The 13,405-nt window shown below is 42.4% G+C and carries 13 protein-coding genes; 11 read left to right on the forward strand and 2 right to left on the reverse strand.

Annotated elements, in window-relative coordinates; translation table 11 throughout:
• The 11 genes from ABWY16_RS18585 to ABWY16_RS18635 all read left to right on the forward strand — a co-directional run.
• The coding region (locus ABWY16_RS18585) for an ABC transporter ATP-binding protein (protein WP_353906164.1) at window positions 1-565 on the forward strand (565 nt) is incomplete at its 5' end.
• Window positions 566-650: 85 nt separating this feature from the next.
• Complete coding sequence (gene sucD / locus ABWY16_RS18590) at window positions 651-1,523, forward strand: succinate--CoA ligase subunit alpha (protein ID WP_353906165.1); 873 nt, start codon at window positions 651-653, stop codon at window positions 1,521-1,523.
• A 153-nt stretch (window positions 1,524-1,676) separates the two neighbouring features.
• On the forward strand, window positions 1,677-2,144 hold the full coding sequence (locus ABWY16_RS18595) for a methionine-R-sulfoxide reductase (protein ID WP_353906166.1): 468 nt from the start codon (window positions 1,677-1,679) through the stop codon (window positions 2,142-2,144).
• Window positions 2,145-2,259: 115 nt separating this feature from the next.
• Window positions 2,260-2,655 carry a septal ring lytic transglycosylase RlpA family protein gene (locus ABWY16_RS18600; protein ID WP_353906167.1) on the forward strand — a complete coding sequence of 132 codons (396 nt, stop codon included), beginning with the start codon at window positions 2,260-2,262 and terminating at the stop codon, window positions 2,653-2,655.
• A gap of 326 nt (window positions 2,656-2,981) precedes the next feature.
• A complete protein-coding gene (locus tag ABWY16_RS18605) occupies window positions 2,982-3,953 on the forward strand; it encodes a ribonucleoside-diphosphate reductase small subunit (RefSeq protein WP_353906168.1) in 972 nt (323 codons plus the stop codon).
• 74 nt (window positions 3,954-4,027) lie between these two features.
• The gene (locus tag ABWY16_RS18610) at window positions 4,028-6,406 is read left to right on the forward strand and encodes a ribonucleoside-diphosphate reductase subunit alpha (RefSeq protein ID WP_353906169.1); all 2,379 of its coding nucleotides are present in this window, start codon (window positions 4,028-4,030) and stop codon (window positions 6,404-6,406) included.
• A gap of 78 nt (window positions 6,407-6,484) precedes the next feature.
• Window positions 6,485-6,706 (forward strand): cysteine-rich CWC family protein, encoded by a 222-nt coding sequence (locus ABWY16_RS18615; RefSeq protein WP_353906170.1) that lies wholly within the window; start codon window positions 6,485-6,487, stop codon window positions 6,704-6,706.
• Between the two features lie 81 nt (window positions 6,707-6,787).
• On the forward strand, window positions 6,788-7,663 hold the full coding sequence (locus ABWY16_RS18620; protein WP_353906171.1) for a carbon-nitrogen hydrolase: 876 nt from the start codon (window positions 6,788-6,790) through the stop codon (window positions 7,661-7,663).
• On the forward strand, window positions 7,647-8,702 hold the full coding sequence (locus tag ABWY16_RS18625; RefSeq protein ID WP_353906172.1) for an agmatine deiminase family protein: 1,056 nt from the start codon (window positions 7,647-7,649) through the stop codon (window positions 8,700-8,702). Before ABWY16_RS18620 ends, ABWY16_RS18625 begins: the two co-directional genes overlap by 17 nt.
• Window positions 8,703-8,768: 66 nt before the next feature.
• A complete protein-coding gene (fabG, locus tag ABWY16_RS18630) occupies window positions 8,769-9,512 on the forward strand; it encodes a 3-oxoacyl-[acyl-carrier-protein] reductase (protein WP_353906173.1) in 744 nt (247 codons plus the stop codon).
• Between the two features lie 78 nt (window positions 9,513-9,590).
• Window positions 9,591-11,675, forward strand: coding sequence for a hypothetical protein (locus tag ABWY16_RS18635; protein ID WP_353906174.1), 2,085 nt, complete (start codon window positions 9,591-9,593; stop codon window positions 11,673-11,675).
• Here the strand turns inward: ABWY16_RS18635 and ABWY16_RS18640 are convergent.
• Window positions 11,672-11,971, reverse strand: coding sequence for an FtsB family cell division protein (locus tag ABWY16_RS18640; protein ID WP_353906175.1), 300 nt, complete (start codon window positions 11,969-11,971; stop codon window positions 11,672-11,674). The two genes, ABWY16_RS18635 and ABWY16_RS18640, sit on opposite strands and share 4 nt — an antisense overlap.
• A 100-nt stretch (window positions 11,972-12,071) precedes the next feature.
• Entirely contained in the window at window positions 12,072-13,361 is a 1,290-nt protein-coding gene (eno, locus tag ABWY16_RS18645; protein ID WP_353906176.1) for a phosphopyruvate hydratase, read from the reverse strand.
• Window positions 13,362-13,405 lie beyond the last annotated feature (44 nt).

The raw sequence follows: 13,405 nt of genomic DNA on the forward strand, positions 1-13,405 counted from the left end.
AATTAAAGTGGATGGGGTGAATATTGATGATTATGAACTGAACTATCTGAGAAGCAATATCGCAACAGTATTGCAGGATGTTTTCTTATTTTCTGATACTATTTTTAATAACATTACCCTCAACAACCCGACGATCACCATGGCAGAAGTGGTTGATGCCGCACAAAAGGTTGGCGCGCATGATTTTATCGAGAGGTTGCCCGGCGGATATCAGTATAACGTAATGGAGAGAGGCGCTACGCTGTCTGCCGGACAAGCCCAGCTGATCTCGTTTATCAGGGCGCTGGTCTACAATCCATCGATCCTTGTACTGGATGAAGCAACAGCTTCCGTAGATACAGAGACAGAGATGCTGATTCAGACCGCTATTGATAAACTGATGAAAGGGCGTACATCGATTGTAATCGCCCATAGGTTATCTACTATTCAGAAAGCAGATCAGATCATTGTATTGGATAAAGGAGAGATTAAAGAAATAGGCAACCACCAGGAGCTGTTAAAGATTGACGGGTATTATAAGCGGCTGTACGACCTTCAGTTTAATTCTGTAGGGATCGCTAAGTAACAGTTATCAAGATATTTCATTATTGTTGAAATTGCATTTGGCATTCCATTCAATAATCTTAGATTTGCATAAAAAAAATAGATACATGAGTGTTTTAGTAAATAAAGATTCAAAAGTAATTGTACAAGGTTTTACCGGAAATGAAGGTACTTACCATGCTTCGCAAATGATAGAATACGGAACTGACGTAGTTGGCGGGGTAACACCTGGTAAAGGCGGACAAACTCATTTAGACAAACCGGTTTTTAATACGGTTAAAGATGCGGTTGATCAGGCTGGTGCCAATGTATCTATCATCTTTGTTCCACCTGCATTCGCTGCGGATGCCATCATGGAAGCTGCTGAAGCTGGAATTAAAGTTATTGTATGTATTACTGAAGGTATCCCTACAAAGGATATGATTCAGGTTAAAGAATATATTGCCGGAAGAGATTGCCGTTTGATCGGCCCTAACTGTCCTGGTGTAATTACTGCTGATGAGGCTAAAATCGGTATCATGCCAGGTTTCATCTTCAAAAAAGGTACTGTTGGTGTTGTTTCTAAATCAGGAACACTTACTTACGAAGCTGTTGATCAGGTAGTAAAAGCAGGTTTAGGTATCACTACAGCGATCGGTATCGGTGGAGATCCAATCATTGGAACAACAACTAAAGAAGCTGTTGAACTGTTGATGAACGATCCTGAAACTGAAGGTATCATCATGATCGGTGAGATTGGTGGTGGTATGGAAGCTGAAGCTGCACTGTGGATCAAAGAAAATGGTACTAAACCGGTAGTCGGTTTCATCGCCGGACAAACTGCTCCTGCAGGCCGCAGAATGGGTCACGCAGGTGCAATCGTTGGTGGTGCTGATGATACTGCTGCTGCAAAAATGAAGATTATGGCTGAATGCGGTATTACCGTTGTAGAAAGTCCAGCTGAAATCGGACAGGCTATGGCAGATGCATTGAAAAAGTAATCCTTCATACATATAATTAAAATGAGGCTTAACCAAATGGTTAGGCCTCATTTTTTTTGATATCATCATCAAAATACTGTCAATTTGCGGAGAAGTGACACTAAAAACCAGCTCCTGCTGTTAATCGTATATAAGGCCTAACACTTACACACAATGATGAACAAACTAATCTTAATCATGGGTTTCGTCATGATTACCGGCTTAACTGCCTGTGCCCAGAAACAGGACAAAGAAAATACAACTAAAACTACCAGCAAGATGGGATGGAATAAATTAACGAAAGAAGAAGAGGACGTAATTGTACGCAAGGGTACGGAATATCCGGGTACCGGAACATTGCTGAATAACAAGGCTAAAGGTACCTATACCTGTAAGCGCTGTAATGCGCCGCTGTACCGTTCAGAGTCTAAGTTTGAATCAGAATGCGGATGGCCAAGTTTTGATGATGAGATTAAAGGTGCTGTGCTCAGAATCCCGGACGCAGACGGATCACGTACTGAAATTGTATGTGCAAATTGCAAAGCCCACCTGGGTCACGTATTTCTGGGAGAAGGCTTTACAGCTAAAAACACACGTAACTGCGTGAACTCAGTTTCGATGAATTTTGTTCCTGATAAATAGGGCCTGAAGACCCATAAACAGCATAAATGCCCGATGATCAGATCATTGGGCATTTTTTATTTGGAAACCCCCGTCTTTTTTATATATCTTTGGCAGTTCACCAACGAAATTAAATATGAAATACTGTTTGCTTTTATTGAGTATGTTCGTCTTTATGCAGGTCAGCGCACAATCAGACGTTACAGAAAGTGGTGCCGGAACAGGTATCGTAACACGGATAAAAACAGGACTCGCAACCTATTATCATAAAAAATTCGAAGGCCGCAGAACTACCAGCGGGGCAAAGTACAGAGGCAGGAAATTTACCTGTGCACATATGAGCCTTCCTTTGGGTACAATAGTTACAGTGACTAATGTTTCTAACGGAAAGTCTGTCGAGGTTGAAGTGAATGACAGAGGTCCGCACAGCAGAAAATATATCATAGATGTTTCCGAAAGTGCCGCTAAGGAACTCGGATTTTTCAACAAAGGGCAGTCAGAAGTTACCATTTCCTACGGTAAGCCCTCTTAAGCATTGATTTTCCGGCGGATAAAGTCAGCTCCATAAATGTTATTAACATTTATGGAGGTCTTCCATGTAACAACCAGAAATCAATAACAACTTTCTAAAGTAATTTATCGGTAATCTTTTCCCCTAGGTGTGGATAATTACGCCCACTTGTTAACAACTATTGCTAACGATTAAATGCCTCAAAGTTTATATTTGTTTTAACAAAAATCCTGTCGATCTCATCAAAATATTATTGGCTAAGGATTTAATATCTAATTGGTTAGGATTAGATACTAAATCCGCGGATTTTTCGACGCTTATAGTCTGTACATCATTTAAAATAAACCATGGAAGAAGAAGTATTACTGAAAGAGAACAAAGATCGCTTTGTCCTGTTGCCAATCAAGTACCCGGCAATCTGGGAAATGTACAAGAAGAGTGAAGCTAGTTTTTGGACAGCGGAAGAGATAGACCTCTCTGACGATCAGAAACACTGGGATAACCTGAATGATGGAGAGCGCCACTTTATCTCTCATATCCTGGCCTTTTTCTCTGCCAGCGATGGTATCGTTAATGAGAATCTTGCCGTAAACTTCATGAGTGAAGTACAGCTGCCTGAAGCCCGTTGCTTCTATGGCTTCCAGATCATGATGGAGAATATCCACTCTGAAACCTATGCCCTGCTGATTGATACCTATATCAAGGATGAAACCGAGAAAGACCGGTTATTCCACGCGATTGAGACAGTACCCTGTGTAAAGAAAAAGGCAGAATGGGCACTGAGATGGATCGACGGAGGAAACTTTGCAGAGCGTTTGGTTGCCTTTGCTGCGGTTGAAGGTATCTTTTTCAGCGGAAGTTTCTGCTCTATCTTCTGGTTAAAGAAACGCGGATTAATGCCCGGGTTAACCTTTAGCAATGAGCTGATCTCAAGGGATGAGGGTATGCACTGCGAATTTGCCTGCCTGCTGTACAAAATGTTAAACACCAGACTTTCACAGGAAGCGGTTCACGGCATTATCAAAGATGCTGTAGAAATAGAAAAAGAATTTGTAACTGATGCATTGCCGGTTGCTTTAATCGGTATGAATGCCAGGTTAATGTCGCAGTATATTGAGTTTGTGGCCGACAGATGGTCTGCAGAACTGGGATATGATAAAATATACAACGCCACCAACCCTTTTGATTTCATGGAAATGATCTCACTGCAGGGCAAAACCAACTTCTTTGAAAAACGTGTTGGTGATTACCAGAAAAGTGGAGTACTTACGTCATCCGAAGACAAAGCATCTGCTTTCTCTCTTGATGATGATTTTTAAATAATTAATTATTGCCGGTGTTGGGCGCTGCCCCGAATAACATTGAATAAGCAAATACAAAACCTAAAGAAAATATGTTTGTAGAAAAAAGAGATGGTCGCAAGGAAGCGGTGCGGTTTGATAAGATCACTGCCCGCATCGAGAAGTTATGTTACGGCTTTAATGCTGAATTGGTTGATCCTATAGATGTAGCCAAGAAGGTAATTGAAGGTTTGTATGATGGTGTTACCACATCAGAATTAGATAACCTTGCCGCTGAAACTGCTGCCTCTTTAACTACCAAGCATCCTGATTATGCCTTGCTGGCCTCCAGGATCGCCGTATCAAACCTGCATAAAAACACTACCAAGTCGTTCTCAAAAACGATGGAAATGTTATACCGTTATGTAGATCCAAAAACTGACAAATCAGCTTCCCTGATTGCCGATGATGTATGGGCAGTAATTGAAGCCAATGCCGATATCCTTGACAGTACAATTATCTATGACAGGGATTTTGGATTTGATTATTTTGGTTTCAAAACACTGGAAAAATCTTACCTGCTGAAAATAAACGGAATCATCGTTGAGCGCCCGCAGCATTTGTATATGCGTGTTGCTGTAGGAATCCACAAGGATGATATCGATAGCGTAATCGCAAGTTACAACCTGATGAGCGAGCGCTGGTTTACCCACGGTACACCAACATTGTTCAATGCAGGCACGCCGAAACCCCAGATGTCTTCGTGCTTTCTGCTCACAATGCAGGATGACAGTATCGAAGGTATTTATGATACCCTTAAACAGACTGCCAAAATTTCACAAAGTGCTGGTGGTATCGGATTAAGTATCCACAATGTGCGGGCTACAGGCGCTTATATTAGCGGAACCAATGGTACCAGTAACGGTATCGTTCCGATGTTAAAAGTATTCAATGACACTGCACGTTATGTAGATCAGGGTGGAGGCAAGCGTAAAGGTGCTTTTGCAATCTATTTAGAGCCATGGCATGCAGATGTTTTTTCTTTCCTGGACCTTCGTAAAAATCATGGTAAAGAAGAAATGCGTGCGCGTGATTTGTTTTATGCACTCTGGATCTGCGATTTATTTATGCAGCGTGTAGAAGATAATGGCGAATGGAGTTTATTCAGCCCGGATGAAGCACCAGGACTTTCTGATTGCTGGGGTAAAGAATTTGAAGCGCTGTATGAGCGTTACGAAAAAGAAGGCCGCGCCCGTAAAACCATCAAAGCACAGGAATTATGGTTTGCGATCCTCGATTCACAAATTGAAACCGGAACTCCTTATTTGTTGTACAAAGATGCTGCAAACGGCAAATCAAACCAGCAGAATTTAGGAACTATCAAAAGTTCTAACCTTTGTACTGAGATCATGGAGTACAGCTCCAAGGATGAAGTTGCCGTATGTAACCTGGCATCCCTGGCTTTACCAAGATTTGTTGTAAACGGAGAGTTTGATCACCAGAAACTTTACGAGGTAACTTACCAGGCTACATTAAATCTGAACAAGGTAATTGATTATAACTATTACCCGATTGAAGAAGCAAGATATTCCAACATGCGCCACAGACCAGTTGGTTTGGGTGTTCAGGGACTGGCCGATGCCTTTATCCTGATGCGCCTGCCTTTTGAAAGTGAGGGTGCTAAAGAACTGAATAAAGATATTTTTGAAACGATCTATTTTGCGGCTATGACAGCTTCGCATGATCTTGCACTGAAAGATGGTGCTTATACAACTTTCAAAGGTTCTCCTTTGTCTGAAGGCAAGTTCCAGTTTGACCTGTGGAATGTGAAACCTTCAAGTAACCGCTGGGACTGGGAAGACCTGCGTGCCAAAGTTGTAAAAGATGGTGTGCGTAACTCTTTACTTGTTGCTCCGATGCCTACGGCTTCTACATCGCAGATTCTTGGTAATAATGAATGTTTTGAGCCTTATACTTCAAATATCTATACCAGACGTGTATTGAGCGGTGAGTTTGTTGTGGTAAACAAACACCTGTTAAAAGACCTTGTTGCTTTAGGCCTGTGGACACCGGCGATGAAAGACAGGATTATCCTGGCTAACGGATCTGTACAGGATATCGCTGAGATTCCTGATTATATCAAGGAATTGTATAAAACAGTTTGGGAAATTAAAATGCGCAGTATTATTGATATGGCAGCCGATCGCGGTGCTTATATCTGCCAGTCGCAGTCCCTTAACCTGTTTATCAATGCACCGAACACTTCTAAACTGACTTCAATGCACTTCTACGCATGGAAGAAAGGTTTGAAAACAGGTATGTATTACCTGCGTACCCAGGCAGCTTCCCAGGCAGTTAAATTTACTGTAGAGAACCAGGCTGGTAAAGCTATGGAGCCTGTAATACCTGAAGTTATCGAACAGGTAGTTGAAGAAATTACTGACGGCCCGGTATGCTCGATGGAAGATGGTTGCGTGAGTTGCTCAGGATAATCTAAATCTCATAAAATTGAACGGATAAAGTACGGTAATTGATTTTACCGTACTTTTGTGTTTTAATACTCACCCACAATGGCTAAGCACGAAATTATACCATGCGAACGCTGCAGTTCGGCAATAGAGTGTAAGGCCAATTCTTATACAAAGTGCCAGTGCAGTGTAGTGCAGCTCAATCTCAATGAGGTGCAGTATATCAGTGAGCACTATGATAGCTGCCTGTGTGCCAAATGCCTGTTTGAACTGCAGCAGGAATACAGGGATAGTATTGCTGACATATCTTCGAAGGCTTCATAGTCAGCTTAAATACATCATTTCCCGGCGGGCAATAATCAATTAAAAGATTTCTGTTAACTTTGCACCACAAAATTTCATAGAATGGCTAAAGTACAAGTTGGATTGGTGCAGATGAGCTGTACCAGTAACAAACAAGAAAATTTAGATAAGGCAATTGTAAAGATCCGCGAGATTGCAGCACAGGGTGCACAGGTAGTGTGCCTGCAGGAATTGTTTACATCGCTTTATTTCTGCGATGAGGAAGATTATGAGAACTTCAAACTTGCGGAAACTATTCCAGGCCCTTCGACTGATGCTTTGTCAGTTGTTGCCGCTGAATTGAATGTAGTGATCATCGCTTCCCTTTTCGAAAAAAGAGCGGAAGGATTATACCACAACACCACCGCTGTTCTGGATGCCGATGGTACTTATTTAGGTAAATACCGCAAGATGCATATACCTGATGATCCGGGCTTTTATGAGAAATTCTACTTTACCCCGGGCGATCTGGGCTATAAGGTGTTCAAAACCAAATACGCAAAAATTGGTGTACTCATCTGCTGGGACCAGTGGTATCCTGAAGCTGCCCGTTTAACGGCACTCATGGGCGCTGATTTCCTCGTTTACCCTACAGCAATAGGATGGGCAACCACGCAGGATGAAGAAACAAATAAAGAACAATACAATGCATGGCAGACCATTCAGCGTTCACACGCAATTGCAAATGGCGTTCCTGTAGTAAGTATTAACCGTGTAGGCGAAGAAGCAGGTGTTTCTTTCTGGGGCGGATCATTCGTATCCAACCCATTCGGATCTTTACTTTACCAGGGCTCACATGATAAGGAGGAACTAAAGGTTGTAGAACTTGACCTTACCCTGTCCGACAGTTACAGAACACACTGGCCGTTCCTTCGCGACAGAAGAATTGACAGCTATTCGCAAATCACTAAAAGATATATTGATGACGAGTCTATTTGATCACTCGCCAAGGAGAGCCGGTTACCGCTTTCCGGCAGAATGGGAAGAACATGAAGCTACCTGGCTTACATGGCCGCACAAAGAAGCGTCATGGCCTGGTAAACTGGATACCATATACGCACCATACTGCGAATTTATTAAAATTGTAGCTACTGGGGAGAAGGTACGGATTAACGTAAATGATGAAGCGACAAAAGCTTTTGCGCTAACGAAACTGGAAGAAGCCGGAGCGGATCTCAGCCAGATAGAATTTTACTTTAACCCGAGCAATGATGCCTGGTGCCGTGATCACGGTCCTGCGTTTCTTATCAACCCTGCTTCAGCGCAGAAAAAGGTGGTGGTCGACTGGGATTACAATGCCTGGGGAAACAAATATCCTCCGTATGAGCTGGATGATGTGATCCCTACCAGAATTGGCGATCATTTCAATCTTCCGGTATTTAACCCCGGGATAGTAATGGAAGGCGGATCTGTTGAGTTCAATGGTGCAGGTACGATTTTAACATCGAGGGCCTGTCTGTTAAATGAAAACAGAAATCCCCATCTCAATCAGGAACAGATCGAAGAGTACCTGAAAGAATGTTATGGTGCCCTGCAGGTTCTCTGGGTTGGAGATGGTATTGTGGGGGATGATACAGATGGCCATATTGACGATATTACCCGTTTTGTTAACCCTAATACGGTATTGACGGTAATAGAATCCAATCCGCTGGATGAAAACTATATCCTGCTGAAAGAAAATCTGGAAGAACTGAAAGCAATGCGCCTGATCAACGGGATGCCCTTAAATATCATTCAACTGCCGATGCCCTCACCGGTGATACATGAAGATACAAGGCTGCCGGCATCATATGCTAATTTCTATATCGCCAATGCCGCAGTAATTGTGCCCATATTCGGGGATGTTAACGATGATATTGCACTAAACATCATCCGCGACGCGTTTCCTGACAGGAAGGTGGTAGGGATCAATTCAACAGATATCATCTGGGGACTGGGCAGCTTCCATTGTTTAAGTCAGCAGGAACCTAAAGTGTAACTCAATCAAACGAACAAATTCAGCGCAGCATTCTCCGGATACTGCCAAACAAAAATTATTTATACTATGAAATTATTAGAAGGAAAGACAGCATTGGTTACCGGTGCTTCAAAAGGCATTGGCCGCAAGATTGCTGAGAAGTTTGCTGAACAGGGTGCTAACGTTGCTTTCACCTATTTGTCTTCTGTAGAAAAAGGGGAGGCCCTGGAGCAGGAACTGCAGTCTTTCGGAACAAAAATCAAAGGCTACCGTTCTGATGCTTCTAAATTTGACGAGGCTGAAAAGCTGATCAGTGATATTGTTGCTGAATTTGGTGCACTGGATATTGTTGTAAACAATGCAGGTATTACCAAAGACGGCCTGTTGATGCGTATGAGCGAAGAACAATGGGATGATGTGATCAATGTAAACCTGAAATCGGTATTCAATGTGACTAAAGCGGCTTCAAAGATCATGATGAAAGCCCGCAAAGGTTCATTCATTAACCTGAGTTCTGTAGTTGGCGTTCAGGGCAATGCAGGGCAGGCAAATTATGCAGCTTCCAAAGCTGGTATTATCGGCTTTTCCAAATCTGTAGCGAAAGAGCTGGGCTCAAGAAATATCCGTACCAATGTTGTTGCTCCCGGATTTATCCGTACCGAAATGACTGAGGTGCTTGACCCTAAGGTAGTAAAAGGCTGGGAAGAAGGCATTCCGCTGAAAAGAGCAGGAGAGCCAGAAGATGTGGCTAATGTTTGTGTGTTCCTGGCGTCTGACATGAGCGCATATGTTACCGGACAGGTATTGTCTGTTTGTGGCGGTATGTTATAACAAAGCGATATAAATGCACTATATACTGGCGTCGGGGATTTTCCCTGACGCTTTTTTTTTGCATCTTTACTTCAGGCGATGGGCAATTCATTTACTTTCTACTCCTTTTTAGCGATTCTTTGCTGCTTACTGACAGGAGTCTTCTTTGCCTGGCTTATATACGGGCGGGCTGCTGCAATGACAAAAACACTGAGGATTTCACTGGCTGTTCTCAGGGGTCTTGCTGTATGCTTAATCCTCTGGCTATTGTGTTCTCCTCTGATCAAACAGATCAGTTATACACTGGAGAAACCCATTGTTGTCATCGCGCAGGACAATTCAGAATCTGCAGGTGCTAATGCGCCGGCCGGCTTTGATAGCCTGAAGTACAGGAAAGCCCTTCAGCAGCTCAGAGATGAATTATCCCAGCAATATGATGTAAGAGACTATAGTTTTAGTGATCATGTCAGTAAAGGCCTCGATTTTAGCTATAGGGGGAAGCTGACCGATGCTTCAACTCTTGTGAACCAGCTTAAGGATGAACTTCTGAACAGGAATGTGGGAGCGGTAATTCTTGCCACAGACGGCATCTTTAACAGGGGTGGCAGCCCTGCGGCCAGTATTGATGATTTAAAGGCGCCTGTATATACAATTGCCCTCGGTGATACAACCGCAAAAAAAGATCTCCTGATCGCCAATATCAACAGTAACGAACTGGTTTACCTGGATAATGATTTCAGGATCGAAGTTCAGGCAGAAGCCTGGCAGTGTGCCGGCGCCGATACGAGGCTTACCGTCACAGAAAACGGAAAGAAGCTCCATGAAGAAATGCTAAGGCCCAACTCCGGTCAGTTTCTAAAAAATATTCCTGTGACGTTAAAAGCAACCAGCATCGGTACACACCAGTATACAGTTAGTCTTTCCCCAGTTCAAGGAGAGGTTTCTGTGAAGAACAATAGCCAGCAGCTGATCGTAGAAGTAATTGACGATCGCCAGAAGATCCTGATTGCAGCTGCGTCCCCGCATCCTGACCTTTCCGCTTTAAAGGAAGCCCTGGCGGGGAACAAACGTTATGATGTATCTCTGCAGACGGGAGACAAACTGGCAATTGCAGACCCAAAACTATACGGGCTGGTGGTACTTTACCAGTTACCTGGACTTGCCTATGATGCAAACAGTTTTATGGAAAAGATCCGTGCTGCCAAAGTACCACTCTGGTTTATTGTCGGTGCACAAAGTAACATCAGTCAGTTTAACCAGTCACAAAGCGGTGTAAATATCGCAGCTAACGGCAGAGGAATTGTATATGCCTACAGTGATATCAATACAGGTACTTCGGTGTTTGATCTGGATGCTGCTTCCCGTAAGGTTATTGAAAATTTTGATCCTTTACAGGCCGCAACAGGAGAACTGAAAACCTTTGGAGATTTCCAGGCTGTGCTTAACCAGCGGAAAGGTAAGGTTAGCACCCAATTGCCGCAACTGTTTTTTATGAATATGAATGGCCGTAAACTCGGTTATCTCATAGGCGAGGGCTTATGGAAGTGGAAGTTCTCAGAGGCAAGGGAAAACCAGCAAGTACCGGTATTTTCTTCCCTGATGAGTAAAATAGTGCAATATTTGTCGGTGAAGGATGATAAAAGGAAGTTTGTAGTACACCCGGCAAAACAGGTCTTTGATGAAAATGAACATATCCTGCTTAATGCAAGTTTATACAATGACAGTTATGCGCCGGTAAATACGTCTGAGGTGACTATTCAATTAAGGAACGGGAAAAGTAAAACCTATAACTTCAGCTTCTTCCGATTTGAATCAGCTTATCAGCTGGATGCAGGTATACTGCCGCCTGGAAGTTATAGCTATATGGCAAAAACAGGACTTGGATCGCAGAAGTATACAGCAAAGGGCTCTTTTATTATCAATGCACTGGTAGCAGAGTTTCAGCAGACAGTAGCCAATCACCAGCTACTTTACCAGCTTTCAAATCAGACCAATGGTAAAATGTACCATTACGATCAGATAGCCGCTTTGCAACAGAATTTATTGAAAAACAAACAGATGAAAACCCTGAGTTATGAAGACCGCAGGTATGAAGAGCTGATCAACTTTAAGTGGTTGTTCGTGCTGATTGTGGTATTGCTCAGCACGGAATGGTTCTTAAGGAAAAGAAATGGGGCAATTTAGTCTTTCGGTGTTTCCTTAATGATGATAAACACATCTTCATTATCTTTTTTCATAAAGTATTTTTCCCGGGCAAATTTCTCAGCAGTATTTAAATTGGTATTCAGTTCGTTGAGGTCTTTTTTTACCTGGGCAGTTTCCTTTTCATAAAAGTCTTTCTCCTCCTGCAGTTTATGTACTTCTGCACGGTATTCATATTGAGAGAGCATGTCGTTTTTATCAAAGAATAACATCCATACCACAAAGGCTGCGGCTGACAGAAAGTATTTGTTCCTAAAGATATCCAGCAATCTGTTCATAAGACAAATGTATATAAAAAAAAACATCCGAAGTTTAAAACTCCGGATGTTTTTAAAATCCTCATAATCATCGGTTAACAATCAAATGCCAACCTGCAGATTATTTGATGAATTTGAAGTCTTTACCGATGAAACGTGCTGCAGAACCTAATTCTTCTTCAATACGTAACAATTGGTTGTATTTTGCGATCCTGTCTGAACGTGAAGCAGAACCGGTTTTGATCTGACCACAGTTTAAAGCTACAGCTAAATCAGCAATTGTAGTATCTTCTGTTTCGCCTGAACGGTGACTCATTACTGAAGTATAACCGCTGTTTTGTGCAAGAGATACTGCATTGATGGTTTCAGTTAATGAACCGATCTGGTTTACTTTAACCAGGATAGAGTTTGCAATGTTTTTATCAATACCTTGTTGTAAACGTTTTACGTTAGTTACGAACAAGTCATCACCTACCAGCTGTACTTTGTTACCGATAGCTAAAGTTAAAGCCTCCCATGCAGCCCAGTCATCCTCATCCAAACCATCTTCGATAGAAACGATAGGATATTTGTTAGCCCAGTCTACCCAGTATTTAACCATCTCGTCAGAAGTTAATTTCTCACCTGATGATTTGTGGAAGTTATAAGTTTGTGTTTTTGAATCATACATCTCAGATGCAGCAGCATCCATAGCGATCCAGATATCTTTACCAGGAGTGAAACCGGCAGTTTCAATTGCAGTCAACACAGTTTCAATCGCCTCAACATTTGAACCGATGTTTGGAGCAAAACCGCCTTCATCACCTACGTTAGTAGAGTAACCTTTTTTCTTTAATACATCTTTCAAGTGGTGAAATACCTGAGTTCCCATTTGCAACGCCTCAGAGAAGCTGCCTGCACCTAATGGCATGATCATAAACTCCTGGAAGTCAATTTTGTTATCCGCGTGAGCACCACCATTCAGGATGTTCATCATTGGAACAGGTAAAGTATTTGCATTTACTCCGCCAATGTAACGGTATAATGGTTGTCTGCTTTCCGCAGCCGCCGCTTTAGCAACAGCTAAAGAAACGCCTAAGATTGCGTTAGCACCTAAGTTACCTTTGTTCTCTGATCCGTCAAGGTCGATCATGGCTTTGTCAATCAGATTTTGCTCAAAAACATCAATACCCTGAAGTTCTTTAGCAATTTTCTTGTTTACATTTTCAACAGCCTTTAAAACACCTTTGCCCATGTAGACTTTTTTATCCCCGTCTCTTAACTCAACGGCTTCGTGTTTACCGGTACTTGCACCAGAAGGTACAGCCGCACGGCCCATCTGACCATTTTCAGTGATTACTTCTACTTCAACAGTAGGGTTACCTCGTGAATCGAGGATTTGCCTTGCATGAACATCAATAATTAAACTCATTTTATTTGTTTTAAGTGTTATATATCCTTAGTGTAAATATTACA

The sequence above is a fragment of the Pedobacter sp. genome (genome assembly GCF_040513095.1).
Classification (GTDB): Bacteria; Bacteroidota; Bacteroidia; order Sphingobacteriales; family Sphingobacteriaceae; genus Pedobacter.

Coding starts and splice junctions, on each gene's coding strand:
- eno (WP_353906176.1), bottom strand. CDS start 13,361: ATGAGTTTAATTATTGATGTTCATGCAAGGCAAATCCTCGATTCACGA.
- ABWY16_RS18620 (WP_353906171.1), top strand. CDS start 6,788: ATGGCTAAAGTACAAGTTGGATTGGTGCAGATGAGCTGTACCAGTAAC.
- ABWY16_RS18625 (WP_353906172.1), top strand. CDS start 7,647: ATGACGAGTCTATTTGATCACTCGCCAAGGAGAGCCGGTTACCGCTTT.
- ABWY16_RS18595 (WP_353906166.1), top strand. CDS start 1,677: ATGATGAACAAACTAATCTTAATCATGGGTTTCGTCATGATTACCGGC.
- ABWY16_RS18605 (WP_353906168.1), top strand. CDS start 2,982: ATGGAAGAAGAAGTATTACTGAAAGAGAACAAAGATCGCTTTGTCCTG.
- sucD (WP_353906165.1), top strand. CDS start 651: ATGAGTGTTTTAGTAAATAAAGATTCAAAAGTAATTGTACAAGGTTTT.
- ABWY16_RS18640 (WP_353906175.1), bottom strand. CDS start 11,971: ATGAACAGATTGCTGGATATCTTTAGGAACAAATACTTTCTGTCAGCC.
- fabG (WP_353906173.1), top strand. CDS start 8,769: ATGAAATTATTAGAAGGAAAGACAGCATTGGTTACCGGTGCTTCAAAA.
- ABWY16_RS18615 (WP_353906170.1), top strand. CDS start 6,485: ATGGCTAAGCACGAAATTATACCATGCGAACGCTGCAGTTCGGCAATA.
- ABWY16_RS18635 (WP_353906174.1), top strand. CDS start 9,591: ATGGGCAATTCATTTACTTTCTACTCCTTTTTAGCGATTCTTTGCTGC.
- ABWY16_RS18600 (WP_353906167.1), top strand. CDS start 2,260: ATGAAATACTGTTTGCTTTTATTGAGTATGTTCGTCTTTATGCAGGTC.
- ABWY16_RS18610 (WP_353906169.1), top strand. CDS start 4,028: ATGTTTGTAGAAAAAAGAGATGGTCGCAAGGAAGCGGTGCGGTTTGAT.